We start from the raw sequence: 14,041 nt of genomic DNA, 5'->3' as shown, positions 1-14,041 counted from the left end.
GGTGCCCTCAGCCCTCCTGCTCGAGCTGATCAATCAGACCCGAGATTACATCCAGTCCTTTACGCCAGAAACCCGGATCCGTCGCATCAAGACCGAACGGCGCCAGCAATTCCTTGTGGCGAAGTGTCCCGCCAGCTTCGAGCATGGTCCGGTATTTGTCGGCAAAGCCGTCAGGCTGGTCCTGATAGACGCCATACAGCGCATTCACCAGACAATCCCCGAACGCATAGGCGTACACATAGAACGGCGAATGCACAAAGTGCGGGATGTAGGACCAATAGGCGTCATAATCCGGCGTAAAGTGGAACGCCGGACCGAGGCTTCGTTCCTGTACGTCGCGCCAGATGGAACCAAGCTGCTCTGCGGACAGCTCACCCTTGGCCCGCTCATCATGCACGCGAACCTCAAACTGATAGAACGCGATCTGGCGGACTACCGTGTTCAGCATGTCCTCCACTTTCGCTGCCAGAAGATGACGGCGACGCTTCGGATCGGTTTCCCGATCGAGCAGAGACTGGAAGGTCAACATCTCACCGAAGACGGACGCTGTTTCAGCCAGTGTCAGAGGCGTCGCGGAGTTCAGATAACCCTGCTTCTGGCCAGCAAGGATCTGATGCACACCATGCCCAAGCTCGTGAGCCAGCGTCATCACATCGCGGGCGCGACCATGATAGTTCATCAGGATATAGGGATGGACGGACGGTACGGTTGGATGGGCAAAAGCCCCCGAAGATTTGCCCGGTGCGGCTTCCGCATCAATCCATGGATGCGTCAGGAAGCGGTCCACCAGTGTTCCAAGCGCCGGATCGAAACCCGTATAGGCATTGAGAACGATCTCTTTGCCGCTCTCCCACGGAATAACCGTGTCAGCCACACCCGGCAGGGGCGCATTCCGGTCCCAGTGCTCCAGCTTGTCCAGACCGAGCCACTTGGCCTTCATTGCGTAATAACGATGGGACAGACGCGGGTAAGCCTCATCAACGGCGCTGACCAGCGCGTCCACAACTTCGTCCTCGACCATGTTGCCACGGTTCCGGCTGCTGGACGGGCGCGGATAGCCTCTGAGCTTATCCCCGATCGCCTTATCCTTGGCGAGCGTGTTGGTAATCATCGTCAGGAGACGGGAGTTGTCTGCCAGTACAGCGCTGATCTGCTCTGCGGCTGCGGCACGCCTGTCACGTTCAGCGCTCGTCAGAGTGTTGAACGCCGCACCGAGGGGCTTTGTTTCTCCATCAAGCGTAACAGTCAGGCTGGCCATGGTTTCATCGAACAGCCGGTTCCAGGCACTCCGTCCCGTTACGGACTTGTCCATCAGAACCTGCTCAACCTCATCCGAGAGCTGATAAGGACGAAATACCCGCAGATCCCGCAGGAACGGCTGCCATTTAGTCATTTCTGGCGCAACTGACACGTTGTCCAGAACATCGTCATCCAGACGGTTCAGTTCCAGCGAGAAAAAGAGCAGATCAGCAGAAATGTCTGTGACACGCTCCTGAATGCCCTGTGTGAAACGACCCCAGACCGGATCTGTCGTATGAGCGGCAAAACCTAACTGGGCAAAGGAGCCGATGCGTCCCAGCCCTTCCTCGATCCGCTCATATTCTGCGAATGCCTTCGCCAAAGCAGCACCATCGGCCTGACCGAGCTTGCCTTTCCAGGTTTCGCTGAAAGCCCTGGCGGATGACGTCAGAGTCGCGAAATCCTGTTCGATCGCCGGATCGTCCAACGACGCGTACAGATCGGACAGGTCCCAGCGCGGCGGAACACCGTTCTCGGCCGAGGGGGCAGACGGGCCAGTGGCCGCTGAGAGATTTTGACTGTTCATAATTTGAATTTAGACGTCCCTGCCGCCGGGTCAAACGGGAGGTTGATGACAAATCGGTAGGAAATGCACTGACCCCATTCAGAGCAGTATTTAATGGGCTGACTGAACAGCAATCCTCAGATCTTCAATCGTGTCCTGACTGAAAACCTGAATCCCGTTCTGGCTGAGCAGCGCAGCCGTTACACCTGCTCCGGCATGTTTCTGCCCGCTGAAACTGCCGTCATAAATCATCTGACTTCCACAGGACGGGCTACCTTCCATAAGCAACGCGAACCCGCATCCCTGTGCCTGCGCGACGTTCAGGGCAATCCGGGCTCCCGCTATAAACTCATCCGTCACATCTGCACCGGACGTGTCGGTCACACGCGCCTCACCCAGAAGAACATCTTTGCCATCCTGCCGTGCCCCGATTTCCGCCGGGGGGCGTGGAACGGGCATCCCACCTGCAAGCTCGGGACAGACCACAACCAGACGTCCCTCTTCCTGCCATTGCTGAAGCAGCGGGTGCAGAAGGGTCTTTGCCTTGCCATCATATCGGACTGGCTGACCCAGCAGACAGGCACTGACCAGAATTCGGTTCTTCACGAGCGGCAATATCCTGCTTTCGGAGCATCTAAGAATTCTGTTCCAATACCCTCATCTGCCCGAAAACAGAACGCCTTCTGGTTCTGCCTCAGTTCAGGCCCGCCGGCATTGGCCCCAATATGAACGTCGCAAACCCATTTGGACGAATATAACTTTTGAATGCCGCCTGAACGCTTTCAGGTGTCGCAGCCTGATAGGCTTTGGCGGCATCGTTCAAATGCTCCCAGCCTAGTCCATGTAGTGTCAGATCTGCATCAAGGCCGCTTGGTGCCGTCATAGTCGCATTTGAGAGAATCATATCGCGGATCAAATGAGCTTTGGCCCTGTTCAACTCTCCAATAGTGACGGGCGTTGCTGCCATGCTTTGCAGCTCTTGCAGAACATGCTCCCGCGCGACCTTCACGGAGCCAGGATCAGCACCAAAACCCACACTGTAGGTACCAAAATTTTTCTGAGCAAAGACCATTGATTCGACAGTATAAACATATCCCGTTTTGATCCGCAGATCTTGATACAGGCGACTGTCAGGGCCTTTGGTTAACATGGTATCAGCCAACATCATGTTGTAACGCTGAGGGTCCGTCCATCCGTGGGCATTCGCCTGTGCGATAATCACCATATCCTGTGACCGAACAGAATCTTTGACGGACTGGACTTCCGGAAGCGTACGCAATGGAAGGGCTGGCAAATCCACATCTGGCTTTGGTCCGCTGGCTTTCCAGCCCCCAAAGGCCGCTGTGATCTGTCTGCGTGCCTTTTCGACGGAAATGTCACCAACAACTTCTATCGTCGTCATATCTGGTCGATAGACGGACGCGTAATAGGATAGCACGTCCTCACGGGTCAGATCCGATAGTGTCTTCATGGTTTGCATGCGACGAGAGGGAAAACCTTCCGGCATCAATGTGTTCGTGATGCTTCTCCGAAAACGATAGGCAGGCATCTGCTCAGCCCCTGACTGCAGACGGATCATGTTCTGACGTATCAAATCAAACGCATATTGGGGAAACGCCGGGTGCAGTTCCAAGTCTGCCAAAATGGTAAGGGCTGCACCAAAATCCTGTGTCCGACTTCGAATGGAAAAATTGGTCCCACCTCTTGCAGTAGCTGCCAGATCATCCAGATTCTTCTCTAATATTTCCCGGTCTCGTGTAACTGAGCCAAACGAAAACAACTGACCTGTCAGGGCGGCAACTCCGTCTTTTCCGGTTGGGGCCTGCATGTCAGGGTCGGACTTTATGTACCCAAACAAAAATACCGTTGGACTGATATGTCTGGTTCGCACCAGCACCCGCAGACCGTTTGGAAGCATGAAGTCTGCATCCGGCGCGTCGTAGATTGGGGGCACGGGAACATTTTCAATCGGCTTGGCCCAATCAGGCAGCGGCCCTGTCGCGCTAGCGTGACTGCCAAAGGATTCTGCGCCACCAAAGCCTGTTCCTGCTGGCAAAACCGCATGATCTGATGCAAGCATCGTCACCGCAACGGCATGTTCCGGATCCAGAAGTTTACGCGCCAGAGCATTGACGTCCTGCACAGTCACTTTTGTAAAACGATCGTAGACAGCATCGGGGCTATCGGCATTCTCTGCTGTCACAGCGGCAGACCATTGACTACCAAGCCCTGCAATGGAGTTCTTTTCAAAAGCCTTCGACGAAAGCACCCGTTTTTTCATACCCTCGAGCACATCCGCTGATACACCCTTGGCCCGAATTTCAGTAAGTGTCGTCTTGAGAAGGGCCATAGCCGCCTTTGGGTCGCCTCCTCTGGGAATTGTCAAAGATGCTTGAACGGTTCCCGTGTGAAGACCCCGAGCGATACCCAATTCCGCCGACAGCGCCTTATGTTGCAGCACCAATTTGTAGAGGGGTCCACGACGGTTCGAAAGAACTGCGTCCAACAGGACTGCAGCGGGAGCATCCCTATCGCGGAGAGTGGGTCCTCTCCAGAACAAAGTAACCCCATCGACCGCATAATTTGACTGCATGCTCAAGGCCTGGGGAACAACCGGCGTAACAGGAGCCTTCGGACGTTCTGGAAGCGGCCGTGCGGGAATAGATCCAAAGATCTGTTCAACCTGCTTCAGGCTCGTAGCCGGATCGACATCCCCGACGATAACTAGAACAGCATTATTGGGCACATACCATTTACTGTAAAAATCTCGTAGGAGCTTCACGTCTGTCGCCTCGAAAGACAGCCGGGTTCCTAACGGCGAATGATCGTAGCCGCTGTTTTCAAACAGAATAGAATTCATTTGTTCTTTCAGCCGGAAATCAGGGCTCGAAAGATCCCGCGAAACTTCCTGCTCAATCGCACCCCGCTCTTTCGCCCACTGCCCCGCATCCAATGAAAGATGCTGCATCCGATCCGCTTCCATATGTAGGACGACATCCAGATCCTGCGCCGGAATCAGACAGTGATAGCGGGTCAGGTCCGTCTGCGTGAAAGCATCGAACTGCCCCCCTAGCGTCCCCATCACTGTTGAAAGCTGGTCTCCACTGAGAGAGGGCGTTCCACGGAACATCATGTGCTCAAGCGCATGAGCTGTTCCCGGAAAGCCTTTCGGAGCCGCAGCAGACCCCACCATATAGTTCAGTTGCACGCTGACGGCAGGGGCGATCGGATTGCGGACCACAACGACCCGCAAACCATTCGGCAAAGTTTCGCGCCCAATGTCTGCGCCATAAGCCGTTGAGCAGGCCAGACCCGTGAGCAGGGAAATCGCTAGAAATGTCTTTTGAAAAATATGCATCGACATGACTTCATCAGTGTATCGGTCAATGTAACGTAACAGTTACAGATCCCAAGTCATGTGGATATTTTGTGACCCCACTCGGTGCGGGGATGCCGCCCTTGTGAGACTATTGTTTCACAAGGGCAGCAATTTATTCAGTGACGAATGACTTCGTGGGTATTTTCGTCGTCTTCATCATCTTCGTCATCGTCTGGAGGACCAGCAATCTCGTCGTCATCCACGAGACGACGCGGATCAATAGCGCGCCAGTCGCGCTCCATGGGTGTCGCCCGATTGGCAACGAAGTCATCCAGTTCCGTGGACGACTTCCAGCCATCATCTCCCGCATCAACAACTTCCGCGTTCTCACCAAAAGCCATCCAGCTTTCCAGCACTTCACGACTTGTCGCACCGGAAACACGGCAGCGCTCAATACTGTCTCGCACATAGGCGCGGGCGTAAGCATTGGCGTGCATCAGGTCCATGAAGTCTTTTACAACTTCTACAGTGTCATCCTCGGATGCACCGGAGAGATCGATGATCCTGACACTCCAGGACTGGCCCTGCCCGGCAGTTTCCGTTCCCGGGTTTTCGGCTTCGTCGCTCATGAGACCTCCTGTTCGGCTTTTGCCTTGTTCAGCAGAAATTCACGCCCAACCTTGACGCGAAGCGTGCCGTCATAGGCCACGATGTCTGCCGTTGCATAGGTCTCGGACCAACGATCAGGAATAAAAGAGCCACTGCCAACAACGTCAATCGGCGCGTGAGCATCGCGCATACTTGTGCACTTGGACACATTGAACCCTGACGACACCGTGATTTTCACTTTCGGAAAACCAGCCTCATTCAGAGCTTCGCGCATCCGCCAGATCGCAGCAGCCGAAACACCCGTACCAACCAGATCCCGCAGCTCTGCATCGGAGCGGTAGCGACGGATCGTACCCGGCGTGTAGCGTTCCAGCACGGCGTAAGACGACTGTGGGTCCAGCCCTTCCAGAAAGCGCCCACCATGCGTGTCGAGGCGGACACTTAACTGCCCGGCAGCAGCTTTTTCCGGGAAACGTCGGCAGACTTCCAGCGCATCCGTCACTTCCTGTCCGAAATAGTCCACCAGAATGGTCAGCGGATCATTCGGGTAGACTTCGGCATACATCTCGGCAGCCCGGAGCGTTGAACCTGCATACCCGATCAGGGCGTGCGGCATGGTCCCAAGACCGTGCTCCTGACCAAAGAAGCCAGCTGTTGCATCATTGGCATTCCCAATGAACCCACGAGCCCCTTCCTTTTGAGCTGCACGGGAGCCAACGGCTGCCGCATAGCCCATTTGTTCCTGCATTTCGAAGCCAGCACAATGACGCGCTTCCATTGCCAGGAACGGGACTTCTGGCAAGGCCATTGCCATTTGATAGGCATTATGGGCAGCGACACAGGCAGCGCCAAGACGCTGAAGGAGCAGAGTTTCAAGAGGAGCAAGTTTTGTGAACGGGCCAGTCAGATACAGAAGCGGTTCACCCGCGCCGACCCACTGCCCTTCTTCATAAACTTCGCGAATATGGAGATCGAAACTCTGGGCCTTGGCCACATTCCGCAGCCAGGTGACTGCTATGCCACAGGCCGCGATGACCGGGCGGCGGATAAAAACCGCATAGGTGACTTTCGCATCACCAAAATGTTCGACGATTTTTCGGGTGCGCCCGAAATAAGCATCGGTCCTGGATTCAATTGTTTGTTGATCCAGCGGGCCAATGGCACCGCTGGACTGTTCTAATGCGCTTTGAGAAACGGAAGAATTCATTCCTGCTTTCCTGCTCGTCGGCCTGTCAGTTCATGCGCAAGTAGAAACGCCATTTCAAGCGACTGTTCCGCATTAAGGCGTGGATCACAGAATGTTTCATACCGATCACCCAGATCGGCTTCCGTCAGACACTGGGCACCACCAATGCATTCGGTCACATCCTGACCTGTCATTTCAAGGTGGATACCGCCCGGACGACGGCCTGCGGCTTCAAATACATCGAAGAAACCAAGCACTTCACCCAGAATGCTCTCGAAAGAACGCGTCTTGACCTTACTGGACGTTGTGGTGGTGTTGCCATGCATCGGGTCACACAGCCATGTGACCGTACGCCCCGTCTTGATGACGGCATCCAGAAGCGGCGGCAAATGCTCGCGCACCTTGTCCTTGCCCATACGCGAGATCAGCGTAATACGGCCTGCCTCGTCATTCGGGTTCAGGATCTCAAGCAGCTTTTCCAGATCGGCGACTGTGGTCGTCGGACCAACCTTGATACCGATCGGGTTCTGAACGCCACGCAGGAACTCAACATGCGCGCCATCCGGCTGACGGGTGCGATCACCAATCCACAGGAAGTGCGCAGAGCAGTCATAGTAGTTACCGCTGGTGCTATCGATGCGCGTCAGAGCCTGCTCGTAGGGCAGCAGAAGAGCTTCGTGAGACGTATAGAATTCCGTCTCATCAATTTGGGATGCCGCACTGTCGAAACCACAAGCCCGCATAAAGGACAGCGTTTCGTCAATGCGATGGGCCAGATCCTGATAGCGGGCTGCGAGCGGTGAGCGCTCCACGAAGCCGAGGTTCCAGCTATGAACCTGATGCAGGTTTGCATAACCGCCATTTGCGAACGCACGCAGGAGGTTCATCACACCGGCAGACTGGAAATACCCCGTTTCCATGCGGGCAGGATCAGGGATACGGGAAGCCGCCGTGAATTCCGGACCATTGATGATGTCACCGCGGTAGCACGGCAGCGTCACACCATCGATTGTTTCCGTGTTGGATGAGCGTGGCTTGGCATACTGACCCGCCATACGACCGATCTTCACGACAGGCACCTTGGCGGCAAATGTCAGAACCACAGCCATCTGAAGCAGCACACGGAAAGTGTCGCGGACGATATCGGCCGTAAATTCGTCGAAGCTTTCCGCACAGGCCCCACCCTGAAGCACAAAGGCTTCACCGCGGGATGCTGCGGCCAGACGTGTCTTCAGGCGGCGAGCTTCACCGGCAAAAACCAGCGGAGGATATCGATGCAGACGAGCCTCGACAGCAGCAAGCGCAGCTTCGTCTTCATAAGACGGGGCCTGGACGATCGGACGGGAACGCCAGCTTGCAGGAGACCATGACATCGTGTTGTCGGACGTCTGGGTCTTGGTCGAGGGGTGCATTGAATGCCCTCCGGGGGTCGGGAAGTGAACAGAATTGCGGGGCGCTGTTTATGGCTGAAAAAGCGCCGGGTTGATAGCGCGAAAAGTTAGATTGTAACGCATGGCACCTGTCTGCTGATGGAATGTTTCACGCACGGGCGAAACGCCGTGCCATGCCAGCCGAGACGGCCCGCCCCACACCATGACGTCTCCATGCCTCAGATCAAAGCGCCTGACCGGGTCTGTCTTCTGTAAGCCTCCAAACGCAAATCGGGCCGGAACCCCAAGAGAAACAGACACAATCGGAGACGCCAGATCATCTTCATCCCGATCCTGATGAAGCCCCATCTTTGCGCCTGGCTCGTAGCGGTTCACCAAACACGACACGGGAGTGAAATCTGGAAATCCGGCCTCCTGCGCAGCCGCGACAGCGATATGACGAAATATATCCGGCATACCCGGCCAGTGTTCGCCAGTCATCGGGTCGTGTCGAACGTACCGGTATCCACGGTTGTCAGTATACCACCCGCAGGCCCCACAACTGGTCATAGCGACAGACATTGAGCGACCACCCGGCGTCATCATGACGCGGAAAGGAGAAATCTGGGAGAGAGAATGGATATGCTGCAAAAGCTGGTCTGCAACGGAGTCGACGAAGCCTGGAAACCAGACCGCGCCTGTCCCAAGCTCTGTGCGAACCCGCATTTCCGCAAAGAGATCCTCCACTGCTTCCTCCTGCTCCCGCCATTCGAGATGAAAAGAACTCTTGAACCTCAGCCCAAGCGGACCGATTATAAAAAAATATGCGGTTCTGCTTTCCATATGGTGATGGGGCCGTTGATTTCCATGATTGGTTCAGGACCAGATCCCATGCTGCCCTCTTCCCGCTTTTTCTGCCATGCCCTGCTGGCGACCGCTCTGCTGGGAGGGGTGGCTCAGGCTCAGAGCACGACTTTCGGTCAGCCCTACGAAACAGCCCCCCAGCAAAACAGCACCCAGTCTCAAGTGCCGGGCGCTGAACAGAAGGCCAATGGCGGAGAGCATTTCCGTGCCCGTGGCCACCGGTCCCTACCACCTGGCTATCAGGATGCTCCGAGCACGGAATTCGAGCACGGGCCCGATCCGGACCATGAGGCCGGGGTGGAACGCGATAGCGTAACGGGTGCCAACCTCTCCAAATTCGGGTCGTCCTATCAGGGCAGCAACAACACCCAGTCTGGCCAGCTCGGTGATGCCACCGGCAACGGTTATGTCGCTCCACGCGGCAACGGCTGGTAAAAGAAACCAATCTTCAGCGTGGGGGTTCTGCTCTTCAGGATGCGGCTGGTATCATCCAGCCAGATCGTATGAGGAGCAGACTCCATGCCGTATATTACTGCTACTGACGGAACGAGCCTTCATGTGAAGGATATGGGCGTCGGACGCCCGGTTGTTCTGATCCACGGCTGGCCGCTGACCGGCGACATGTGGGAAAAACAGACCCTCGCACTGGTCGAAGCTGGCTACCGCGTCATTACCTATGACCGGCGCGGCTTTGGTCTCTCAGGCCATCCCATCAACTGCTATAATTACGACGTTCTGGCCGATGACCTTGCGGTCATTTTGGAACAGCTTGACCTGTGGGATGCGACCCTCGTGGGCTTCTCCATGGGGGGTGGCGAAGTTGCCCGCTATCTGACGCGCCATGGTCGCTCAAGAATTTCAAAAGCTGTGCTTCTGGCCTCCATCGTCCCATTCCTTCTGAAGACTGCGGACAATCCCGAAGGCGTGGATATTTCTGTTTTCGATGGCATCAAACAGGAAATTCGACAGGATCGCTTCGGCTTCCTCAAGAGTTTTCTGCCGGGCTTTTATGGTACGACCATGCTGCACCACCCTGTAAGTGAGGGCGTGCTGGAATGGTCTTTCACACTGGCCAGCATGGCTAGCCCGATGGCGACGCTCGACTGCGTAGATGCTTGGGGGAAAACCGATTTCCGCAGTGATCTACAATCTTTCACCATTCCCACGCTCATCATCCATGGAACGGCTGATTCAGCGGTTCCGGCTGATATCGCCGGCCGACGTGCCGCCGATCTGATTCCGGGATCGATCTTCCGGGAATATGACGGTGCTCCGCATGGGTTGTTCTTCACCCATGCCGAACAGGTCAATGCAGACCTGCTGGAATTCCTGGCGTCCTGACCTTGAAACTCAGGTTGTTGCCCTGAGAAATGCCCTGCTGGTCGGCAGTTCTGACTGTACGATCAGCAGGGAGCCAATCGCCAGCACGAGATCATGACGAATGGACGGGTCCTGAGATTCACGCTCGAGGGCGTAAAGTTCCGTCAGTGTCGGCTCAATCGTTGCGGCTGTATGGGTGAGCGGCAGTTTACGACGCAGAAGATTGCGGATCAGACCATCCACCGCAGCTACGGCAGTATCTGGCAAACTACCATGCTGCGCCAGCTTTCGCAGCATCAACACATTTCGCCCGACCGTCATGACTGATAGCGTTCCACGCAGCATTTCTTCAGCGCGATCGCTTGCCAGAGAGCCTGCAAATCGGACGGCACGCTCCATGCTTTGCGTACCATCATTAATCCAGACGTATTCGTCCATGACGACGCCGGGAAGCGCCAGACGCCGTAGACTGCGACGCAGCTGATAACGCAGCACCTCCGCCGCACGGCGTGGTGTGAACGGCAGAACTGCGCGGAAAATTACGACGCCGGCTCCAAGACCAAGCAGCAGGGCGATCGTCGTGTTGAACCACGAAATCTCGTCCATACGTCCCTGATTATCCATTCCGAGAAGGAACGGAAAAAACGTCCCATAGGACGCTGCCATGACGGCCGTGCCAGGATTACGCGTCGCAAGACCGCCCAACATCATGAAGAAGCCAACGGTCAGACAGAAAAAGACATAGCTGGCCGTCACAGGCATCACGACGAAAACGGGAATAACACTCGCTAATGCAGCCCAGACTGCGCCGTAAAAGAATGCGCCACTCAACAGAACTGTGTTCTCGAAGGTGGCAAAACGCGCGCAGACCACGGCGATGAAGGTCAGGAACACACTCCCTTGCGGCCAGGCTGTCACTTCCCAGACGTAAGCCCCGAATAGAAGAGCAGCCATCGTCCGCACTCCGTTTCGGACGGCCGCGCGCCAGTCTGTGTTCCGGGTCAGGCGATGACGCTCAGAAATCGGGGCACCATCTACACTGGCGCGATAGGAACGCAGTGTTTCACAGAGGTCCGAAATCATGACCTCCACGCCGGTCAGAATAATGCCTTCATTCAGGGAATCTTCGTCGTCCCGTGGCAAAACTGCCTGCATTCGACCTCGACATTCAGCCAGTAAGGCTTCCGTCTGAACAAGAGCTGCAATGCCGCGACGGTCGCTTTCCAAGCGCGCTGGCAGCCCTTCAAGGGCGACCCCCATGTCGTGAAGAAACGGGAGAAGCGCTTCCGGAATATGAGACACAGACGTCATACGCGTCTTGAGCCCCAGTCCACGTGACAGAACACGCGCCACGAGACCCAGCGTCACATAGGCATGTTCGACCTCATTTCCCTGACTGCGAATTTCGATCCGGGAGAACTCGATCTGATCGCTTGATGCCTGAAGCGATCCCATGAGGGCACAGAGCGTATCTGTGGCGTTGGCTTTCTGGTTCAGAACGTCCGTCAGAGCACCGCTGGCCTTTGTAAGAATAGCCTGCAACCGCTTTCGCAGTTCTTCGCGGGCGCGGTCTGCCACATTGGGAACGAACACCATTCCCATGACCGTCTCGCAGATCACGCCCAGAAAAATGTACGTTCCACGCGCCATGGCAATGTTGAACACATTGTCCGGCTCCTTGACGGCGCCAAGAGCAATGATCGTGCAGGTGTAGCCGGCAAGAACGAGCGCATAGCCTCGAAAGTTATGCGTCAGTGTGGCGAACCCGGCGCAAAGTCCGACCCAGATCGCCAAGGCAGGAAGAAAGAGCCAGGGGTACTGCGGAAACATGCCCATCAGGGCGATGGCGGCAACCATACCAGCAACCGTGCCGACCAGACGCCAGCGGCCCTTGGAGATACTTTCTCCGCGGGAATTTTGCGCGACAATCCAGACCGTCATGGCGGCCCATTGCGGCTCACCAAGTTCCATCCACAGAGCGATGGCCAGAGCCAGTAGCGAAGCAATCGTCGTACGCAGGGCGAACATCACAGAGGTGATGGACGGCGCAAACAGCCAGCCGAGTTTCACGCCTGCACCTGCCCTGCTGTGTAATGGCTCATGATCTTCAGGGGCGGCAAAGGATCGTCATGAGCCATCGGAGTATCAGTTCTGTTTGTCGGAAGAAGGAGGAACATGGCGCGTCGGGGTCCGCATGGTCACGAACTCCTCCGCACTTGTGGGGTGAAGGCCGATCGTGCGGTCCAGATCGCGCTTGGTCAGACCTGCCGTGACGGCAATGGCCAGCCCCTGAATGATTTCCGGTGAATCCGGACCGATCATGTGGGCACCCAGCACAACCTGACTTTTTGAATCCACGACCAGCTTCATGAACGCCTTGCCCTTGCGACCAGACAGCGACTGGCGCATCGGCGTGAAAGACGACGTATAGATATCAAGTGTATGGTGTTCCGCAGCTTCTTCTTCCGTTAGCCCAACCGAAGCGAGCGGCTGACTGAAGAAAACAGCTTTTGGGGTCGTTCCGAAAGACCACTCGCGGCCCGTTTCGCCGAATAGACGCTCCGCCAGAAGATGACCTTCGGCAATGGCGGTCGGCGTGAGGTTATAAGTGTCGGTCACATCCCCGATGGCATAAATGCCCGGAACGTTCGTCTTTGCATCTTCAAGGCGCGTCACGATCCGACCGTCTGTGACCTCGACCCCGGCCAGATCCAGCCGCAGGGATGTCAGGTTCGGATGCCGCCCGGTTGCCATGAAAACGCAGTCGGTTTCGATAACCTTCCCACCCTTCAGGTGAAGGTTATACCCTTCAGAAGTCTTCTCAATCCGTTCCGGCGTGCTGCCCGGATGGGATGTGATGCCATTCAGTGGCACCAATTCTGCGATATGGCGACGCATTTCCTCGTCAAAGCCACGCAGCGGCAGGTCCTGCCGATAAACAAAGTCTACCTGCGAACCGAGACCCGCAAAAATTCCTGCGAATTCAATTCCGATATAGCCGCTGCCAATAATGGCAACGCGCTCAGGCCGGTTCTCCAGATGAAATGCATCATCCGAGACAATCGCGTGCTCTGCGCCGAGAATATCGAGACGCGTCGGCGCACCACCCGTCGCAATGACAATGTTCTTGGCACGAACGGTTTGAACCTCAGCATCCGGATCAAGCTCGGACGGGCCGATTTCAACCGTATTCGCATCTACAAAGCGTGCATCGCCGGTGAACAGCTCAACACCAGCTTTCTTCAGCATTGAGACGTAAATGCCATTCAGGCGTTCGATCTCACGGTCCTTGGCATCAATCAGCGTGCGCCAGTCATGCGGTCCCGGAGTTACATCCCAGCCATAAGCGCGGGCATCGTCGATCTCGCGGCCATACTCCGCCGCATAGACCATCAGCTTCTTCGGCACGCAGCCGAGATTGACGCAGGTTCCGCCCCAGTGACGACGCTCCGCAATCGCGACGCGCGCGCCGTTCTGGGCAGCAATACGCGCACAGCGTACACCACCCGATCCGGCTCCGATGACGAAAAGATCGAATTCCTGCATAAATCCCGGCCTTCCGTGCCTGT

The 14,041-nt window shown here is 56.1% G+C and carries 11 protein-coding genes; 2 read left to right on the top strand and 9 right to left on the bottom strand.

Going from position 1 to position 14,041, the window contains the following annotated elements:
* Positions 1 to 7: 7 nt before the first annotated feature.
* The 7 genes from KP707_RS02645 to alkB all read right to left on the bottom strand — a co-directional run bounded on the left by KP707_RS02645 (position 8) and on the right by alkB (position 9,035).
* The gene (locus tag KP707_RS02645) at positions 8 to 1,825 is read right to left on the bottom strand and encodes a M3 family oligoendopeptidase (protein WP_211502052.1); all 1,818 of its coding nucleotides are present in this window, start codon (positions 1,823 to 1,825) and stop codon (positions 8 to 10) included.
* A 90-nt stretch (positions 1,826 to 1,915) separates the two neighbouring features.
* Entirely contained in the window at positions 1,916 to 2,410 is a 495-nt protein-coding gene (locus tag KP707_RS02640) for a DUF523 domain-containing protein (RefSeq protein ID WP_211502051.1), read from the bottom strand.
* Between the two features lie 88 nt (positions 2,411 to 2,498).
* The gene (locus KP707_RS02635; protein WP_211502050.1) at positions 2,499 to 5,168 is read right to left on the bottom strand and encodes a pitrilysin family protein; all 2,670 of its coding nucleotides are present in this window, start codon (positions 5,166 to 5,168) and stop codon (positions 2,499 to 2,501) included.
* 131 nt (positions 5,169 to 5,299) lie between these two features.
* The gene (locus tag KP707_RS02630) at positions 5,300 to 5,752 is read right to left on the bottom strand and encodes a hypothetical protein (protein ID WP_086634570.1); all 453 of its coding nucleotides are present in this window, start codon (positions 5,750 to 5,752) and stop codon (positions 5,300 to 5,302) included.
* Positions 5,749 to 6,939, bottom strand: a complete 1,191-nt coding sequence (locus KP707_RS02625) for a nicotinate phosphoribosyltransferase (protein ID WP_211500059.1) — start codon at positions 6,937 to 6,939, stop codon at positions 5,749 to 5,751. Before KP707_RS02625 ends, KP707_RS02630 begins: the two co-directional genes overlap by 4 nt.
* Positions 6,936 to 8,330: a class II 3-deoxy-7-phosphoheptulonate synthase gene (locus KP707_RS02620; protein ID WP_064273966.1), complete on the bottom strand. Its 1,395-nt coding sequence runs from the start codon at positions 8,328 to 8,330 to the stop codon at positions 6,936 to 6,938. The genes KP707_RS02625 and KP707_RS02620 overlap by 4 nt, the downstream gene beginning before the upstream one ends.
* A 48-nt stretch (positions 8,331 to 8,378) precedes the next feature.
* On the bottom strand, positions 8,379 to 9,035 hold the full coding sequence (gene alkB, locus KP707_RS02615) for a DNA oxidative demethylase AlkB (protein ID WP_211502049.1): 657 nt from the start codon (positions 9,033 to 9,035) through the stop codon (positions 8,379 to 8,381).
* Positions 9,036 to 9,131: 96 nt separating this feature from the next.
* On the opposite strand from alkB, the gene KP707_RS02610 reads away from it, so the two are divergent.
* Both KP707_RS02610 and KP707_RS02605 read left to right on the top strand, forming a co-directional pair.
* Positions 9,132 to 9,587, top strand: a complete 456-nt coding sequence (locus KP707_RS02610; protein WP_086634573.1) for a hypothetical protein — start codon at positions 9,132 to 9,134, stop codon at positions 9,585 to 9,587.
* Between the two features lie 84 nt (positions 9,588 to 9,671).
* Positions 9,672 to 10,493, top strand: coding sequence for an alpha/beta fold hydrolase (locus KP707_RS02605; protein ID WP_211496539.1), 822 nt, complete (start codon positions 9,672 to 9,674; stop codon positions 10,491 to 10,493).
* Between the two features lie 9 nt (positions 10,494 to 10,502).
* Here the strand turns inward: KP707_RS02605 and KP707_RS02600 are convergent, their stop codons facing one another.
* Together KP707_RS02600 and gorA are read right to left on the bottom strand one after the other, a co-directional pair.
* The gene (locus tag KP707_RS02600; protein WP_086634575.1) at positions 10,503 to 12,542 is read right to left on the bottom strand and encodes an FUSC family protein; all 2,040 of its coding nucleotides are present in this window, start codon (positions 12,540 to 12,542) and stop codon (positions 10,503 to 10,505) included.
* Between the two features lie 75 nt (positions 12,543 to 12,617).
* Complete coding sequence (gene gorA / locus KP707_RS02595; protein WP_211502048.1) at positions 12,618 to 14,018, bottom strand: glutathione-disulfide reductase; 1,401 nt, start codon at positions 14,016 to 14,018, stop codon at positions 12,618 to 12,620.
* Positions 14,019 to 14,041 lie beyond the last annotated feature (23 nt).

It is taken from the genome of Gluconobacter sp. P5E10, assembly GCF_018812145.1.
GTDB lineage: Bacteria > Pseudomonadota > Alphaproteobacteria > Acetobacterales > Acetobacteraceae > Gluconobacter > Gluconobacter cerinus.
The sequence above is the reverse complement of the archived record's forward strand: the minus strand, read 5'-3'. Positions and strand labels throughout refer to the sequence as shown.

Excerpts from the sequence above, each read along its gene's own strand:
- gorA (WP_211502048.1), bottom strand. The coding sequence starts at position 14,018 with ATGCAGGAATTCGATCTTTTCGTCATCGGAGCCGGATCGGGTGGTGTA.
- KP707_RS02625 (WP_211500059.1), bottom strand. The coding sequence starts at position 6,939 with ATGAATTCTTCCGTTTCTCAAAGCGCATTAGAACAGTCCAGCGGTGCC.
- KP707_RS02635 (WP_211502050.1), bottom strand. The coding sequence starts at position 5,168 with ATGTCGATGCATATTTTTCAAAAGACATTTCTAGCGATTTCCCTGCTC.
- KP707_RS02620 (WP_064273966.1), bottom strand. The coding sequence starts at position 8,330 with ATGCACCCCTCGACCAAGACCCAGACGTCCGACAACACGATGTCATGG.
- KP707_RS02630 (WP_086634570.1), bottom strand. The coding sequence starts at position 5,752 with ATGAGCGACGAAGCCGAAAACCCGGGAACGGAAACTGCCGGGCAGGGC.
- KP707_RS02605 (WP_211496539.1), top strand. The coding sequence starts at position 9,672 with ATGCCGTATATTACTGCTACTGACGGAACGAGCCTTCATGTGAAGGAT.
- KP707_RS02645 (WP_211502052.1), bottom strand. The coding sequence starts at position 1,825 with ATGAACAGTCAAAATCTCTCAGCGGCCACTGGCCCGTCTGCCCCCTCG.
- KP707_RS02610 (WP_086634573.1), top strand. The coding sequence starts at position 9,132 with ATGGTGATGGGGCCGTTGATTTCCATGATTGGTTCAGGACCAGATCCC.